Below are 15127 nucleotides of genomic sequence, written 5' to 3'. Positions count from 1 at the left end.
GCTGGGTGCCCTATCAGTACAAGCTGTCGGCAACTATTTTACTGGCGATTTTTTCAGGGTCGACTTGGTAGTTGTTGTTTTCAATCAGCTTTCGCAACTGGTCTACTTTTTCCGTGCGCACATCACTCCGCTCCATCGCCACTTTGCTCAGTTGCGTCATGTGCTGGTAACCTTTGGACAGCTCCACCTTGTCCCCACCGGTTGAGGCATCCTGCGGGCTCACTTTCTCGTCCCCTCTCAAGTGCCGCTGTGATTCCTGAATCTTTTGCAGTGACTGCGCGCTGTATGTTCCGACCTTTTTAATTTCCATGGGGGAACTCCTTGTATTATCCGACGACCCTGAAACAAGCTTGAACGAGCCCTTACAGTAGCATCGGCGATGTTTTTCTGTCAAATGGTCTCATTGGCTTCCGGGTTGCGCGGATAGGCCTGCTCTAGAGCCTTATGGGCCACATGTTCCATGATGCTGCGGCGTCTTCCCTCCTCCGAAATGCTCACCTTTTCCTCGGAGAGTCTCGGGATACCTGCTTCCAGCTTGCTCGAAAGCTTCGAGCGTTGCAGCTGATTACTGTAGGTCCTCAATACGTTTTGTATGCGGCTGTCGGTAATCACCATGGGTTTATCCTTTCTCTCATTAGATCGGTCGAGAGCGCGCAAAACTTTACAAATAATTTTTTCTCGGCTGCGTTTTTTTGGGAATCGGAATCCTGCAGGGGGAAGGGATATTTTGTCAGGTTCAAGGGTCTACCGGAACCATTCTTGCATACTTTGACGCTGTCGCAAGGCTGCCCATGGCGTCGTCCTCGAGCAATGCCGCCAACGCCGCAGGGGCCGGGCATGCCGAAGATTCCGGCTTGCGGTTTATGCTGCCATGAGGCAATGACACCATATCGGACCCATGATGAGACAACCCGTTGAATGGACTTGACCGCCTTGCCCGGGAGGGTGGGGAACATTTCATGAAAACATGACGGAAGGCCAATGAAATTAAGAGCTGCGTTGCAATTGGGGGGTAGAGGAAATCGTGGTGGGGGCGGCCTGGGCTTCATCAAGAAAAAATTCAACTTTTCCCAGGAATTGGAACGTCAACGAGCTTTCCGGGCCGGCCGTAAGACTTCGCAAGGACCTCCGACCCAGGACAGCGGCACGCAGCTCCCGCCCGGCGCAACCTCCAACAAGCTCATTTGTCTCGGCAAAATCAGCCGTGAGAACCCCACTGTATCGCATCTCCTCAGCGCGTCTCCAGACTATCAGAAACGTTGTTGGGAATTGATTCACGCGCCGCAGAACAGGGACAAGCCGTATCGGCAGCTAGCTGTAGGACAGGCAATCTATTTCGATCGCGAGAAACAAGAAATCCTGTGGGACTGTCAGGAAAAAGCCCGGTCCACGGGCAGAGTCGCGCAATCTTACTCTGTTGTTGCAAGCCTGAAAGTCGGCAAGCCGGGGTCGCAAAACACGCCCGTATCCATGACAGCAGCCCGAGCAAATAAGAGCGAAAGCAAAGGGTGGAAGCAGGGCGTTACGGCAGCGCCGGGCAGCCCTTCCATGCCGGATGGCTCACAAGCTCTGGGCCGGGAGCTGGTGCAGAAGCTGCGCGCGTTCATAGGAAAATCCTACAAGCGCTTGAACTGCTATGAATTGGTTGTGGCAGGGCTGAAGGGGGTCGGCATTCGCTATGAGGGCAGGGACGGAGTGCAACAGAGTCTCATCCGCAGGGCGATGCGGCAACGCTTGCCCCTCAATAGCTATTTCACCGGAGAAGGGCTGATAGAAGCCTCGGGCGAAGCCCTCTTTTCGAAGCAGTTCCACAGTAGGCGGCGGCCGGCCGGCATAGCCCGGGAAATATGGCAGGAAATCAAACCAGTGCTGGAACCCGGACTGGTCATCAGCTTCTCTACCGGGCGTCGCGGCCATACCGGCGTTGTGGCCCGCTATCGAGGTCACTGGACCTTGATCAATTCGGGGTTTATGGACAACGACCTGCACTCCCCGGTCAGGCAAAAGCGGGTGGGCGAGGAAAAACTCATGCAAGAGATCCTCAATTGGTCTCGCCTGGCACATTCCCGCAGACAGCCTCTCAACTTGACCCTGGGGAGAATCGACAAAAACAAGGCGGCGGGTGCTGTCGAGGACAACGTTTGAGCCGGATTGCCCCCGAATGCGCCAAGTTTCTTCCAATCGGCAAGCCGGAATGGTGCGATGCGCTCCCGCGCCGACCGTCAAAAACCGATAAAGTTTTGTCCCTGTGGGTCCGATTATTTTTGAAAGCAGGTGGAACGTTACGGTGCCGACCCCATACTTGATTGCGGGGACACCGCTATGAACACAAGATTGAACCGTTCCTGTCGTGGTCGGCCGCCTGTTCTGGAATGACGCGATTTTTGCCCACCGGGGGAAACGGTTTTCCTGGATCGAGCGCGGCATTGATACTGTTTTTGCGAAAAGGAGATCACAATGGCTGAACCGGCAATGGCCCAAGACTTTTACCAAGGATTTCCGACGGACAAAGGGGGCAAGTATCTGACCTTCAGTCTGGCGAAAGAGGAATACGGGGTCGGGATACTCAAAGTGAAAGAAATCATAGGCATGTTGCCCGTCACTTCGGTACCGCAAACTCCCGATTTTGTCACAGGCGTGATTAATCTGCGCGGCAAGGTGATTCCGGTAATCGATTTGAGGCGCAAGTTTGGAATGGCGGCGCAGGACTATACGGAACGTACCTGCATCATAGTGGTGGAGATTCACCGCGAAGACAACTCGATCCTCATGGGCATCGTGGTGGACTCAGTATCCGAGGTCATACAGCTGAAGAGTGAAGACATTGAAGAGACACCGACATTTGGCAGCAAGCTCAACGTCGAATATATTCTGGGCATGGCTAAGACCAATGATGGTGTGAAAATCTTGTTGGATATCGACAAGGTGTTGTCTTCCCACGAGATTCTCTTGTTGGACAAGGCTCTGTAACGGACCGGGAGCCGCAGTCGGCAGCCGGGTTGAGCCTGTGCGCCTGATCAAAGGACGCCATATTGCTTGCACAGGCTCAATCAACCACTTCATCCGCGCCTGGGTTGAACCCGCTAAAAGCCAAACTGGGCAAGCAGCGCGTCCACGTCATCCTGGGAATGCAAGGCCTCCGCTTTCCCTTTGTAGGCGGGACCGTAGAGCTCCTCGCTTGGCTTTTCCGGGGTGACATCCCCCTTCATCCCGAATATGCGGATAACGTTGACCAGCTTCAACTCCAATTCGTTCAAAAGATTCATGATCTTCATGATGATTTGGCCGGTCAGGTCCTGATAGTCCTGGGCCGTGAGAATGGTTATCAAATCTTCATGCGTCTGCTGCAGTGAAGCGGCCAGCTCCTCGGACAGCTGCAGACCGGAGGCGAGTTTTGTATGAGCCTGCGCACTGATGGGTTGGAGATTTTTCAGCAGCTTCCGGGTCTCTGCTATTCTGCGCTGGTCCTCATGGTTTCTGTTTTGGATGGCTTCCACGTGGTCCAGGGTGATGTTGGCGGCTTTTTCGGTGAGCTCAAGGATGTGTTCAAGCCGGTTCCCGGAATCGGGTATTTTACTCTCCACGATTTCTTTCAGGCTCGGGTCCAGGGTGTCCATGAAATGCCTCAGGGAATTGTGCAGTTCTCTTGCCATCAGCCCGATCTCGTTGTAAAGCCCCGCTTGATCCTGTTGCTCTGCAAGGAACAATAGGATCTCCTGAGAACGTTTGATATCGCCTGACGACATGGCCTGCATGAACTCTCGCACATTATTCAGAACCTTCTGGATGCGATCGTCTTTCAGGACAAAATCGCTGTTCAATAAGGCGGTGGCATCCTTGAGGGAGAAGCATTCCTCCAATTGCTCCATGTTCTCCGATGTTGCCGCGAATTGCAGGTGGACGGCGGTTCCGCCGCTTCCATTGGACTGCAGGCAACATTCTCCTCCCAGGCGCGTTACCAGATGCTGCAGCTTGGCAATGTCGGGTTGCTTCTCAGGCGATTGATGGTCCCCGGCTGCTGCCGCCAGGCCGGTCTCCAGCGCCCTTTGAATCTGCTCCAGGTTGATCTCGACTCCCCCGTTGCCCGCTCCGTGCTCCATCGCCTGGACCAGACCGGCCACTGCCAGTTGAAAAGCCAGCCAGGATCGCTGGTCGGCGTGGGGCACGATCCGCTCTTGCAGACACTTCTCCAGGTAGACCACCGCTGATTCAAGCTCCGGCATTTCAAGCATTGCCGCCGTTGCTTGCACCCCTCGCAAATCTCGGCAAATGGAATTGGCCGCCTCGGAAAAGTCTCCGTCCGTAGCGGCAACAGGAACCTTGTCTTGCAGTCTTTTGAGGACTTGTGCAAGTTCTTCCCATTCTTCACGCTGCATCGCTGATGTCATTGTGTATTTCCTTGTAGCGTTTTACGATTCCTTTAACATCGATGATTAGAGTCACCCTGCCATCGCCCAGGATGGCTCCTCCGGAAACGCCCTGGATATGCCCAAGAGAGCCTCCCAGGCTCTTAATGACGACTTCCTGCCGGCCGACGATTTCATCGGCCAGCAGGCAATAGGGGCGGCCGTCTTCGTTGACTACCAGAAGCAGCCCTTCCCATGGGTCGTGGCATCTTGGTTCCACTTCAAAAATGCGATGAAGACGGATCAGTGGCATCAAGTTCTTACGCACCTTTATCAGCTCGCCTTTTCCCTGGACCGTCACATAGGCATCCTCGAGGGGTCTCAGGGATTCCTGCAGGGAGATGGTCGGAACCACGTAGCGCTGGTCACCGATCCGGATAATCATGCCGTCAATGATGGCCATCGTAAGGGGGAGCTTGAACTGGAATTGGGTGCCTTGCCCGGGTATCGAAAAAATCTCCATTTTGCCACGAAGGTGTTCGATGCATTTTTTTACCACGTCCATGCCCACGCCGCGCCCTGACACCTCGGTGATCTCATCTTTGGTCGAAAAGCCGGGGTGGAAAATCAGTTCATAAATAGACTTCTCATCCAGTTGCTCATCGCCGCTTATCACTCCCCGTCGCACTGCGGTGTCGCGAATCTTTTCGGTATCCAGACCGCGGCCGTCGTCTCTGATGTCGATGACAATGTTTCCCCCCTTTTGCTCCGCGGCGATCAGAATGGTTCCCTGACGATTCTTGCCGGCGGCCGTCCGTTCCTCGGGCGTTTCGATGCCATGATCGATGGAGTTGCGGATCATGTGCACAAGGGGATCATAGATTTCCTCGACCATGTTCCGATCTATTTCCGTTTCCTCCCCGTGCATCGCCAGAGCCACCTCTTTGCCGGATTTGCGCGATAGATCCCGCACCAGTCGAGTCATTTTCTGGAAGGTGTTCTTGATCGGCACCATTCGCATGGACATGGCGATTCGCTGCATTTCATTGGTGATGCGCCGAAGCTGAATGCTGTCCTTTTGCAGCTTCTGATTCTTGATTCCCTGCAGGTCAGGGTTTTGCAAGACCATGGATTGGGCTATGACCAGTTCGCCGACCATATCCACCAGATTATCCAGCTTCCAGGTGTCGATCCTCACCGAGGCTGCCCTCTCTTTTGTGCGGGACGGCAGGGTAGGATCTTTGGACGGATTTGAGGGGGACGGTGTCGCAGTGGTTCGCATTTCACCGCGCGCCGCTGCAGCTGGTTCACCGGCAGTATCGACCGCGGCCGGAAAGCCGTGCGGTGCAGCAGGCTCAACCGCTTCCCCGCTTCCTCCGCCGGTGGCGGCTTCAGCCGCAGCACCATGGGTGTCCTGCAGACATTCCAGCCGCTTGCAGAACGCCTCAACCTCAGCCCAGCAAGCCTGGACAGGGTGGCTGTCCTGGAGCGCGATCTTCACTTGATCCAGCAGCATCTTCAGTATGTCGACCGCCTCCAGAACCAGATCAATCACTTGTTCCGTCACCTTGAGCTTGCCGGCACGCGCCTCGTCCAGCAAGTTTTCCACGTGATGGGTGAGGTTGTGAATGTCGGGCAGATTCAGGAAGCCCGAGACACCTTTAATGCTGTGGAAAGGACGGAATATGGCACTGATGGCTTCCAGGTTTTCCGGGTCCGTCTCCAGCGCCAGAAGGTTCATCTCTATCGAGGACAAATGGTCCCTGGCTTCTTCAAGGAAGTCCCGCACCAGTTCAGGATCGAAAATTTCCGTTGCGCCATGTCCCGTGGGGCCCTCACCTGCATCGGCAAAGCCTGGATCGGCCGGTTCGCAAACTGTTTCAAACGGTTGCCCGGCTGCTGCTGATTGATCCCGGCCGTTATCGCACAGTTCCGCCACCTTGCGTTGTATGGCCAGCCAATCGGATTGACGATCTTGCGATTCATCCAGAATGATGTGGTTGAACATCTTCCTGAGGGCTTCCAGATGAGCCCCGTTGCCGGCAAACGAAGGGTCCTTTGCTTCCAGCAGATCCAGGAGGTTCAGTATTTCCCCGATGCCGGCCAGATCGTCCGGGCCGCCAATCACACTGTTGGCCAGCTTGTTCAGGAGTTGCTGCATGTCTGGCATCCTTCTTCACGAGACGGTTTCCTGTCTGGCTTCCCGGCCTCCAATGAGCAGCGGGTGATGAACCGCTGTGTTGTGTGCGCGGCACTTGCCGACCATGCAGAAAACCTTTCTTTGGAATATTATCGTTTCGCCGTGCGCGCAGATGCGCGGCCGCCATCCTAATCAGGAAGAATCTTTGCCAATTTTTCGCCCAGCGTCTCGGCGGTAAAAGGTTTGACAATGTAATTGCTGACCTTTGCCTTCACCGCCTCGACCACGTTTTCCTTCTGCGATTCGGCTGTGATCATGAGAAACGGCAAGTTCTTGAGCGTGTCATCGGAGCGCACGAATTTCAGGAGGTCCAGTCCCGTCATTTTCGGCATATTCCAATCCGATACAATGACATCCACCTTCTGAGCCTTCAGTACCGATACGGCGGCCATGCCGTCTTCCGCCTCCAAAATATTTTTGAATTCCAGGTCCCGCAAGATGTTCTTTACGATTCGTCGCATGGTTGAAAAATCGTCTACCACCAAAGCGGTGAGATCCTTATAGGCCACGTCATTACTCCTTCAGTGCATGAGTTGTCCGGTTAACTGTTCAATCACTGCCCGCTGCCGCTCTGACATTGAGGCGGCATTTCCAGGCTCCGCCTTGACAGCGTCGGCAGCCTGCCTTTCATGGATCTGCAGTAGAGACCAGCCGCAGAATGGCGGAAGGGATCTCCTGCAGTGGCGCAACAAACTCTGCGCCCCCCTGGCGAATTGCCTCCTTGGGCATTCCGAAGACCACGCAAGTGGCTTCATCCTGGGCGACAGTGCGGGCACCCGCTGCGCGCATTTGAACCATGCCCGCCGCGCCGTCTCTTCCCATACCCGTCATGATGACTCCCACCGCATTGGCGCCGGCATACTTGGCGACCGATTGAAAGAGCACATCCACGGACGGTCGCTGATGGCAAACCAGTGGGCCATTTTTGACTTCGACGTAGTAACGCGCTCCGCTGCGCCCCAATGCCATGTGGTAATTTCCAGGAGCTATGAGAGCGAGTCCCGGCAAGACAGCATCACCATTCACCGCCTCTCTCACCTCTATTTTACAGAGGGAATTGAGACGATCTGCGAAGGCTTTGGTGAAATTGGGGGGCATGTGCTGAACAACCATAATGCCGGGGCTGTTTGCCGGGAGATGGGTCAGAACACTTTTCAATGCCTCCGTACCTCCCGTCGAGGCCCCAATTGCGACGATTTTGTGCGAGGTGCGCTTGAGAGTATATGAATCGTTGGTGGCGATGCTGCCACTGGATGGCAGCACCCTCTGCTGCTGGCCGGGTTTGACCATGCGCACCTGGGCCGCCGCCCTTATCTTTTCCACCAGCTGGATACTCATGTCTCCCACCGAATATGCCCCGCCGGGTTTAGCCAGTACCTCAACCGCGCCGCACTCGATGGCTTCAAGAGCCATTTCACTGTTCTTGGGGGTGAGCGAACTGACAATTATGGTCGGAATCGGATAGTACTTCATGAGCTTTCGCAGAAAGCTCAGCCCATCCATGCGGGGCATCTCTATGTCCAGGGTGATCACATCGGGTTGCAGGCGAACGATCTTATCCCGGGCGACGTAGGGATCCGGAGCCGTTCCCACCACTGTAATATCTGCATGCTTTGACATTTCCTGCGCAAAAATCTTCCTGACAATGGCGGAGTCATCCACGATCAGCACTTTTATCGGTTTGCTCATGTGCAATTCTCGTCAATGGTTTGCGGACAAAAAAGCATTCTCAGGCCGGTTCCCGGCGACTTTCGGTCAGGAAGATCGATCCTATCTGTTCGCCCAAATGTGACAAGGGCAACCCGGTGCCTGCCGAAGCGCCGGCAGCCTGCGTCACTGTTCCGATTGATGGGATCCCGAGGCTCCACTCGCTGTCATCCAATTGAAGCTTGTAACTGCCGGCGATCATGTTCGTCATTTCCTTGGCGACGTCTTCCACGTCCTTCCATGCGACGTTTTTTTCCTCTACCCCCAGAAAGTTGGCCGCAGCGACCAGGGCAAACGGGCGCGTCATACACAGATGTACGGTGACGGTTTGCATATTCCGCACCAACTCAACTTGCGATTCCAGGGCGTATAGCGGCGCAACCGCGACCGCGGAAGACTCGAAATCCACCGACATGAAGAACATGGTTTCCAATAATTCAGAAATCACACCCTTCATCACCATTTGCCATTGATTCATGAGTTTCTCCCAGAACCCGCATCAACAGGGAGCGCAATTCTTCCGGCCGGAAAGGCTTGCGAATATAGCCTCTGGCGCCCAGCTCCATCGCTCTCCTTTGTCTCCCCGGATTGGATTCGGTGGTTACCAGGACCACCGGCAGATCTCGCCAAATTTCATTTCTGCTGATAGCTTCCAGCAGTTCGAATCCGTCCATCTCCGGCATGTGAATGTCCGTGAGAACCAGGTCGATCCAATGCCTGCTCAGTACCTGCAGAGCCTCTCGCCCGTTGCTCGCTTCAAAGCACTCATTCATGTGGAAGCCGGATGTGCGCAGGATCTTGCGGATCACCTTGCGCAGCGATGCGGAATCATCTACCAGCAAGACATTGTATGACATGTTTGCCTCAGTCCAAAAGTAGCGGCCAGTCTCGTCACAGTTCCAATTCTCCGACACCGGAAACTTTCAGAAAAACCCTGCCGCTACTCATCTCCAGGCGTACGGTGCGATTTACGTTTCCGCCTACGTGCTCCGAGGTGACCATCACGTTGTTCTTCCAAAAGATTTTCCGCAGCGCCAGGTAATTGCGTTTGCCTATGTTGAATACGCCCTTTTCGTCCAGTATCTGAGCACCCCCAACCACCTTGACGATGAGGCTGCTCTTCTTTGCGCCCAGTTGATAGCTCTGTTTGAACAGCATGGGAATGCCCGTGTCGGCGAACATGGCAGGCACTTGCTTGGCCTTGGCTTCATCGAGACTTGAATCCGGGAGCATATAATGCAGCATGCCGCCCACCTTCACCAGCGGGTCATAGATGACCACAGCAATACAGGACCCCAGCGAGTAGGTGATGAGCACCTCCCCGACTCTGTTGCTAACTGCCAGATCCGCAACACCGACAACCTTTCTCATGCATCTACAATCATGATTCCTGTGTTGACAGCAACCCTATTTTCTATAGACCGCGGGCCGAACGTACTTCAATGAATGCTTCAGTCCCATCAGACTTTCCGAATGGCCCACAAACAGATAACCACCCGGACTCAGGTAAGCTGACATTTTGTTCACGAGATTTTCCTGCACCGACTTGTCAAAGTAAATCATGACATTGCGGCAAAATATGTAATCGAAGGGGCCCTTGAAAGGGTACGCATCCTTTAGATTTAATCGGCGAAAACTGATGATCGATTTCAGTGCCTGCGCGACGTGATACTGTGCAGCCGCTCTGTCCGACGGGTCTGGTCGAAAGTAGCGGCTTCTCAGGGGTTCCGGAACCTTTAGAACCTTCTCCTTGGGATAAATGCCCCGGGCGGCTACCGCCAGAGCTCGGGTGGATATGTCCGTAGCAAGAATGCGAAAATCGCATTCCGGAAAATCATCCAGGTGGGGCAGAATGCACATGGCCAGACTGTACGGCTCTTCCCCGCTTGAGCAGCCGGCGCTCCACACGCGCAGCCGACAGTCCCGCCGCTTGCTTTTTTCCGCCAGCAAATCCGGCAATATTTGCTCAAGGAATTTCATGTGTTGAATTTCCCTGAAAAAGTAGGTCAAATTGGTCGCTATGCAATCGAGGAATTGGATGAGCTCCTGCGTATTGCCCCTGGCAGTTAAGAACCGATAGTAAGTTTCGTAATCGGGGAGCTTTGTGGCACGCAGGCGCTTGTTCAAACGGGCCTGCAAGAGAGCGCGCTTGCCTTGATGCAGATTGATGCCGCATTCTCGATAGACAAGTTCACTGTACTTTTCAAAAAGATGATCAGGTAACCCGGCTTCTTGCATCACAGTGTCTCTTGGCTTCAAAATCAGTCTTGGGTCAATCCATCGGCTTGCCGGCAAAAACCGCTGGGGGAAATGCCGTGCCATGTCTCCTTGCAGCTTTCATCGGCAGCTGAGGGCATTTACTTTAGCGAATACTTCGGCGGCACAGGGTGCTAAGACGGCCCGCCCGAGCACTTGCTCTGATTCCCGGGCATGGGGCACCTATGGATGGGTGTGAGAGATGCGGTGACACGGCGGCAAAACGGAAAGTCGGCCGGTGGCGCCCCGGATTCTTTGGGGCAGGCAGGGAGGGGGACAGGCGTGGGTGCATGTCGGTGCGGCAGGAGCGGTTGGGTTCAATGTCCGGGGATGTTGTTGATGCGGTCGGTGCGCGGGCCGGGCCTCAAATCAATAAACAAATTCGGCAGCATATCCATTGATGCCGCTTCCTTTTGGTATTCGTGATAGCGGCGCGCCTGTTTTTGATCTTCACTCGGCCCTGCCCGGTACTCCACTCTGTTTCCTGCGGCGCGCGTTCCGGGTGTGGCGGCGGACGTTGCGGATGAGGGGCCACCGGTCGCATCGGCCGAGGGTTTCGAGCCATAAACGATGGAACCCTCGGTTTCCTCCAGGCCTGCCAGAACCATTCGTGAGGGCAGGGGTCCTGCTGCTGCGGACGGCGATCGAACGGCAGGGGCCATAAACGTGCAGACGGCCGCAACCAGCAAGGTACGTCCGATCAATCTGCGATGAGTCGCCTGGTGAATTGCCATATCAAAGGTAGTCACCTCTTGCCCATTTGATAGACTCCACATAGGCCAAGATGTCTAATTCTTCACTCAATTCCGCCAGTAGGGGATCGTTCGGCATTGTTGCCGCAATTCCCCTCAAATCATCCGCCTTGGTTTTGAGGGATGAGAGCGCGTTTTCCAGGGTTCTCAAATCCGCGCCGGGTGTCGCAAGACTCTGGACTACACCGCCCAGCTCGTCGCACAGGCCATCAATGGCTCCGGCGATTTCGCCCTCGGGCGCAAACATTGAACCGATCGGCAGAAGGGCAGTCATCTGGGACGCTATGGGCGGCTGCCCGGTCGCCGATTCCACCTCCGCACCGCACCGCTGCTCTTTTTCCTCGCGCAAGAGCTCCGCAAACTTCGTGCATTCCGCATGGTGGTTGGCGTCAGTTCCGCTTATTCCGCCCGCAACGATCTCCTTGCCAGAAATGGGATTCACTTTCATCGGGTTTCTCCGCTGTTATGGTTATCCGGCTCATTTTCCGGGTTAGCCGGGAGACAGAGCAAATCTCATTCCACAACGCAAAAGACCTTTGACAAAGCCGTATCACTGAATCCAGCGGCGGGTATCGACGGGAAAAAAATTCCCAGTTCAGGCAAAAACTGCAGGAAGTATCATTTCAAAGGACGGACTTCCCGACCGCGTATGGGAATCATGAGGATCGTTGCAGTGGTCTCCCGGTCTGACTCAAACTGCACCCTGGCACCATACGGGGCGAGAACTCGGCTCACGGTCCAAAGCCCCGGCCTGCCGTATCTGCTGGTATCCTCGGCGCGTGACCGGGTCTGCGAATCGGCCAGTTCGAACAGTGAAAAAAAGTCCTTATCCATTGGATCCGCCGCCGCTTCTCTCCCGGAATCCCGCACACTGAGCCGTATCCAGTCATCGTGCGCACGGCATTCGATGGCAATCCTTTTTTCCTCGGCATCGCGTACGGCGTACAACGCATTCATCAGGAAGCGCATCAAGGCGAAGGTGAGCTTGTTGCCGGGGATGCCTATGACCGGTAGATTCTGTGGCAGATTCAGTTCAAATGTGACCTGGTATTTCGCAAAGCGATCGCAGCGGCACAGGGCAACCAGTGTCTCGATTGCCGGGCGCAGGTCAATCCATGAAGGGTAGTTCAACAACCGCTGCAGGACCCTGATATCCTCCGTGATTTTGGTCAGAGCGAGAAGCTGTTCCGACAACTGCTGCAAACGGTGCAGCTGGGCGTCACTCGATTCCACAACTTGTGTGTGATCAAAGCCATTCCCGGCAGACACCAAGTCGTTCATGTGTTTTTGCCGCTTGTTGAGATTCTCGACCAGCAGAATCATATTCTGCAACGGTCCGCAAACATTATGGATGAAACCGTTCAGGACGGCTCCGACTTGGCTCAGCAAATCCTTTTGCAACAGCGTGTCATAGAGGTCTCTATGGTGGTTACTCATCGACGGCCCTGTTAGACTCTATACTGTTCAAGAAAATGATTTTGACTTCCAGGCAGGCTGGGTTGAGGCACAAAACCCAACGCCTACTGCCCTCAGGAATACCCGCGTTTTTGTCTCCTATCCAGTTGAAAGATGGTCCTCAGAAGCATCTCGCGGTCTTCTTCACTGATTGCCACGAATTCTACTCCCACCAGGAGTTGATCGTCCTGCTTGTCAATCCACTGGGCTTTGCCCAGGGCATAGAAGGAAGGCAGGTTTCCATGTTCGGGGAACAGGCAGAGATCCAGCAGAGTGCCTATGCCGCAGGTAACGGAGGTGCTCATGCTGAAGCCGCCCCCACTGATGTCCCGCACCGTTGCCTCAAAATCGTACGGCTTGCCGTAGCTCTGCTTTTGCAGCTGGCGGATGAGGAAGTCGAGCTTGGTTTCGATCCTCTGCAGTCGGGCGGCAACAAAGTCCTGAAAAGGGTTGCGCTCTTCCAGGGAGTCGCTCGCGAACGGACTCGGCCTTTCCGCAAAGTTCACATACAGGGAATTGTTTTCTCCCTGTTCGATACAGTTGAAAAAGACCTTGAGCCCCGCCACTTGAACGCGCAGGTAGGAACGCTCCTCTGTGTTCATAGCATTCCCGATTTTTTCAAAGACTCCAGAAAAGCGTCCACTATGTCTCCATCGAACTGTCTGCCGCGATTCTTGATCAGTTCCGACACCGCGTCCGGAATTGGAAGTGCGTCGCGATAGGCACGCTTGGACGTCATGGCATCGAAGGCGTCGGCTACCATGATAATCCTGGCAAGCAGGGGAATGTCCCGTTGGCTGAGTCCATCGGGGTAGCCGGATCCATCCCAGTGCTCGTGATGATGCCGAATGATGGCTCTTTCATCGGGGCTCAGCCCAAGATCGGCTACAATCGATTCTCCTATCACCGGGTGCTTTTTCACCAATTGCCATTCTTCCCCACTGAGGCTTGCGGGCTTGTTCAAAATGCTGTCGGCTAAGCCGATTTTGCCGATATCGTGCAGGTAGCCCACGGTCTTGAGCGAGTCGAGCTGATCTTCGCTGCAGCCAATCTCTCGAGCAATGGCCAGAGCATAGTGGGTTACCCGCTCCGAGTGCTTTCCGGTATAGGGGTCCTTGGCTTCCAGTGCATTGACCAGGGACTTCAAGATTCCGTAAAAATTGCCGATCATGCTCTCATACAAAGCCATATTCTCTATGGCCAGTGAGGCTTTCTGGATCAAAAAATCCAGAAAACTGCATTCCCGCTCGGAAAGAGATTTTTCTACGCCGTTATGGACCGTTGCCAGAAATCCAAAAAGCTTTCCCCGGATATGCAGAGGCCAGCAGGAGAGCATCGATTGATCGGCGAATTCCCGCTTGAGTTGAGGGTCGGACAGACTGTCGGGGCGGATGATGAGCGGAGAGTTGCTGGCGCACATACGTCCCGAGAATGTTCCGTTCCCCGTTTCAAATACTTTCTGCAGAAGGGCGACGTCCCCGCTCCCGTGCTCTGAAATGAGAACCAGTTTGTTCTCATCGGGAGGCATAAGGAAGAAGGCGGTCTGTTTCGCCGCGGTCACATGGGCGGCAAGCTGCACCATGCGTTCATAGAGTATGTCGCTGGAAGCGGTTTCATCAATGGTGCGGGAGATGTTGAAAAGCTTCGATTGATCCTCGATTCTTTCCTCCAGCTGCTTATTCACGACTTCCAGCTGTTGGCGTGCTTCCGATGTCAGCCGCAGGCTCAAATTTTCCAGCAGCAGCGCCCTCTCTTTGGTTACCCGCTCCAGCGCAATGGCCATCTCATTCAGCCCGAAGGGTTTGGTAAGGAAATCCGAAGCGCCGGTGCGCATGGCTTCAATGGCAAAGTCCAGGGTGGCGTAGCCGCTCATGACTATGACCGGGAGAGCCAGGTTTTGGGTACGGATTTGCTGGATCAATTGCAGGCCGCTCATATCCGGCAGCATCACATCAATGAAGGCGCAGTCGTAATCTTCGCTCTGTACCAGAACAAGGGCGTCCGCCGCTGTGTCGCAAACATCGATCTGTTCGTGCTTCTGGCGCTGCAGATAATCCCGCAGAAACTGGCTGAGAATCTCGTCATCTTCAACAATAAGAATCTTCATCCCATATTCGCTTCAGTTGAGTTCAAGGGGAGACCAAGCGTTCAAGACACCCTGGTCGACGGCGGTCAAACCGACTGCCGGGACCCATGGCAAGCGCCATCTTGCCGCCGTCCTCAACGACCGCTGTCACTGCCCCTGGGTGATTAACGAAGAACCGCGTCGCCCACAAAAATTGCGGATGGGATTGACATGGTTCCCTCGAGATTGTTCAAATCACAGGAGATTTTTTCGGCTGCTATGTGTTTCGCGCCCCTTTTGTCAGCAACCTTTGGTCAGGCACTTTCCCGGTAACGTTCCCTCATTC

The 15127-nt window shown here is 54.7% G+C and carries 17 protein-coding genes; 2 read left to right on the top strand and 15 right to left on the bottom strand.

What is annotated here, in order from left to right; genetic code table 11:
* Positions 1 to 13 precede the first annotated feature (13 nt).
* A complete protein-coding gene (gene flgM, locus K1V27_RS11975) occupies positions 14 to 310 on the bottom strand; it encodes a flagellar biosynthesis anti-sigma factor FlgM (RefSeq protein WP_258930234.1) in 297 nt (98 codons plus the stop codon).
* A gap of 80 nt (positions 311 to 390) precedes the next feature.
* Positions 391 to 615, bottom strand: a complete 225-nt coding sequence (locus K1V27_RS11970; protein WP_258930233.1) for a DVU0524 family FlgM-associated protein — start codon at positions 613 to 615, stop codon at positions 391 to 393.
* Between the two features lie 366 nt (positions 616 to 981).
* Here K1V27_RS11970 and K1V27_RS11965 point away from each other — a divergent pair, with 366 nt between their 5' ends.
* Positions 982 to 2145, top strand: coding sequence for a hypothetical protein (locus tag K1V27_RS11965; protein WP_258930232.1), 1164 nt, complete (start codon positions 982 to 984; stop codon positions 2143 to 2145).
* A 312-nt stretch (positions 2146 to 2457) separates the two neighbouring features.
* Positions 2458 to 2970, top strand: a complete 513-nt coding sequence (locus K1V27_RS11960) for a chemotaxis protein CheW (RefSeq protein ID WP_258930231.1) — start codon at positions 2458 to 2460, stop codon at positions 2968 to 2970.
* A 113-nt stretch (positions 2971 to 3083) separates the two neighbouring features.
* Here K1V27_RS11960 and K1V27_RS11955 read toward each other — a convergent pair whose 3' ends face one another.
* The 13 genes from K1V27_RS11955 to K1V27_RS11895 form a co-directional block, all read right to left on the bottom strand.
* Positions 3084 to 4388, bottom strand: a complete 1305-nt coding sequence (locus K1V27_RS11955) for a protein phosphatase CheZ (protein ID WP_258930230.1) — start codon at positions 4386 to 4388, stop codon at positions 3084 to 3086.
* Positions 4366 to 6507, bottom strand: coding sequence for a chemotaxis protein CheA (locus tag K1V27_RS11950; protein ID WP_258930229.1), 2142 nt, complete (start codon positions 6505 to 6507; stop codon positions 4366 to 4368). The genes K1V27_RS11955 and K1V27_RS11950 overlap by 23 nt, the downstream gene beginning before the upstream one ends.
* Before the next feature lie 167 nt (positions 6508 to 6674).
* Positions 6675 to 7055: a response regulator gene (locus K1V27_RS11945; protein WP_258930228.1), complete on the bottom strand. Its 381-nt coding sequence runs from the start codon at positions 7053 to 7055 to the stop codon at positions 6675 to 6677.
* 118 nt (positions 7056 to 7173) lie between these two features.
* The gene (locus K1V27_RS11940; RefSeq protein WP_258930227.1) at positions 7174 to 8235 is read right to left on the bottom strand and encodes a protein-glutamate methylesterase/protein-glutamine glutaminase; all 1062 of its coding nucleotides are present in this window, start codon (positions 8233 to 8235) and stop codon (positions 7174 to 7176) included.
* 40 nt (positions 8236 to 8275) lie between these two features.
* Entirely contained in the window at positions 8276 to 8731 is a 456-nt protein-coding gene (locus tag K1V27_RS11935) for a chemotaxis protein CheX (RefSeq protein ID WP_258930226.1), read from the bottom strand.
* On the bottom strand, positions 8691 to 9110 hold the full coding sequence (locus tag K1V27_RS11930) for a response regulator (protein WP_258930225.1): 420 nt from the start codon (positions 9108 to 9110) through the stop codon (positions 8691 to 8693). Before K1V27_RS11930 ends, K1V27_RS11935 begins: the two co-directional genes overlap by 41 nt.
* A 34-nt stretch (positions 9111 to 9144) precedes the next feature.
* On the bottom strand, positions 9145 to 9624 hold the full coding sequence (locus tag K1V27_RS11925; RefSeq protein WP_258930224.1) for a chemotaxis protein CheD: 480 nt from the start codon (positions 9622 to 9624) through the stop codon (positions 9145 to 9147).
* Between the two features lie 36 nt (positions 9625 to 9660).
* On the bottom strand, positions 9661 to 10491 hold the full coding sequence (locus tag K1V27_RS11920) for a CheR family methyltransferase (protein WP_258930431.1): 831 nt from the start codon (positions 10489 to 10491) through the stop codon (positions 9661 to 9663).
* Positions 10492 to 10826: 335 nt separating this feature from the next.
* Positions 10827 to 11243 carry a hypothetical protein gene (locus tag K1V27_RS11915; RefSeq protein ID WP_258930223.1) on the bottom strand — a complete coding sequence of 139 codons (417 nt, stop codon included), beginning with the start codon at positions 11241 to 11243 and terminating at the stop codon, positions 10827 to 10829.
* A 1-nt stretch (position 11244) separates the two neighbouring features.
* Positions 11245 to 11709 carry a hypothetical protein gene (locus K1V27_RS11910; RefSeq protein ID WP_258930222.1) on the bottom strand — a complete coding sequence of 155 codons (465 nt, stop codon included), beginning with the start codon at positions 11707 to 11709 and terminating at the stop codon, positions 11245 to 11247.
* 170 nt (positions 11710 to 11879) lie between these two features.
* Entirely contained in the window at positions 11880 to 12698 is an 819-nt protein-coding gene (locus K1V27_RS11905) for an ATP-binding protein (RefSeq protein WP_258930221.1), read from the bottom strand.
* 92 nt (positions 12699 to 12790) lie between these two features.
* A complete protein-coding gene (locus tag K1V27_RS11900) occupies positions 12791 to 13318 on the bottom strand; it encodes a PilZ domain-containing protein (RefSeq protein WP_258930220.1) in 528 nt (175 codons plus the stop codon).
* The gene (locus tag K1V27_RS11895) at positions 13315 to 14823 is read right to left on the bottom strand and encodes an HD domain-containing phosphohydrolase (protein ID WP_258930219.1); all 1509 of its coding nucleotides are present in this window, start codon (positions 14821 to 14823) and stop codon (positions 13315 to 13317) included. The genes K1V27_RS11900 and K1V27_RS11895 overlap by 4 nt, the downstream gene beginning before the upstream one ends.
* Positions 14824 to 15127 lie beyond the last annotated feature (304 nt).

The organism is Desulfoferrobacter suflitae (assembly GCF_022603395.1).
GTDB classification, from domain to species: Bacteria; Desulfobacterota; Syntrophobacteria; order Syntrophobacterales; family Syntrophobacteraceae; genus Desulfoferrobacter; species Desulfoferrobacter suflitae.
Note: the sequence above shows the minus strand (reverse complement) of the source record. Positions and strands in the feature narration are given on the sequence as shown.

Bases quoted from the DNA above. Each gene is read 5' to 3' on its own strand.
- flgM (WP_258930234.1), bottom strand. From the start codon at position 310: ATGGAAATTAAAAAGGTCGGAACATACAGCGCGCAGTCACTGCAAAAG.
- K1V27_RS11970 (WP_258930233.1), bottom strand. From the start codon at position 615: ATGGTGATTACCGACAGCCGCATACAAAACGTATTGAGGACCTACAGT.
- K1V27_RS11965 (WP_258930232.1), top strand. From the start codon at position 982: ATGAAATTAAGAGCTGCGTTGCAATTGGGGGGTAGAGGAAATCGTGGT.
- K1V27_RS11960 (WP_258930231.1), top strand. From the start codon at position 2,458: ATGGCTGAACCGGCAATGGCCCAAGACTTTTACCAAGGATTTCCGACG.
- K1V27_RS11955 (WP_258930230.1), bottom strand. From the start codon at position 4,388: ATGACATCAGCGATGCAGCGTGAAGAATGGGAAGAACTTGCACAAGTC.
- K1V27_RS11950 (WP_258930229.1), bottom strand. From the start codon at position 6,507: ATGCAGCAACTCCTGAACAAGCTGGCCAACAGTGTGATTGGCGGCCCG.
- K1V27_RS11940 (WP_258930227.1), bottom strand. From the start codon at position 8,235: ATGAGCAAACCGATAAAAGTGCTGATCGTGGATGACTCCGCCATTGTC.
- K1V27_RS11935 (WP_258930226.1), bottom strand. From the start codon at position 8,731: ATGAATCAATGGCAAATGGTGATGAAGGGTGTGATTTCTGAATTATTG.
- K1V27_RS11930 (WP_258930225.1), bottom strand. From the start codon at position 9,110: ATGTCATACAATGTCTTGCTGGTAGATGATTCCGCATCGCTGCGCAAG.
- K1V27_RS11925 (WP_258930224.1), bottom strand. From the start codon at position 9,624: ATGAGAAAGGTTGTCGGTGTTGCGGATCTGGCAGTTAGCAACAGAGTC.
- K1V27_RS11920 (WP_258930431.1), bottom strand. From the start codon at position 10,491: ATGCAAGAAGCCGGGTTACCTGATCATCTTTTTGAAAAGTACAGTGAA.
- K1V27_RS11915 (WP_258930223.1), bottom strand. From the start codon at position 11,243: ATGGCAATTCACCAGGCGACTCATCGCAGATTGATCGGACGTACCTTG.
- K1V27_RS11910 (WP_258930222.1), bottom strand. From the start codon at position 11,709: ATGAAAGTGAATCCCATTTCTGGCAAGGAGATCGTTGCGGGCGGAATA.
- K1V27_RS11905 (WP_258930221.1), bottom strand. From the start codon at position 12,698: ATGAGTAACCACCATAGAGACCTCTATGACACGCTGTTGCAAAAGGAT.
- K1V27_RS11900 (WP_258930220.1), bottom strand. From the start codon at position 13,318: ATGAACACAGAGGAGCGTTCCTACCTGCGCGTTCAAGTGGCGGGGCTC.
- K1V27_RS11895 (WP_258930219.1), bottom strand. From the start codon at position 14,823: ATGAAGATTCTTATTGTTGAAGATGACGAGATTCTCAGCCAGTTTCTG.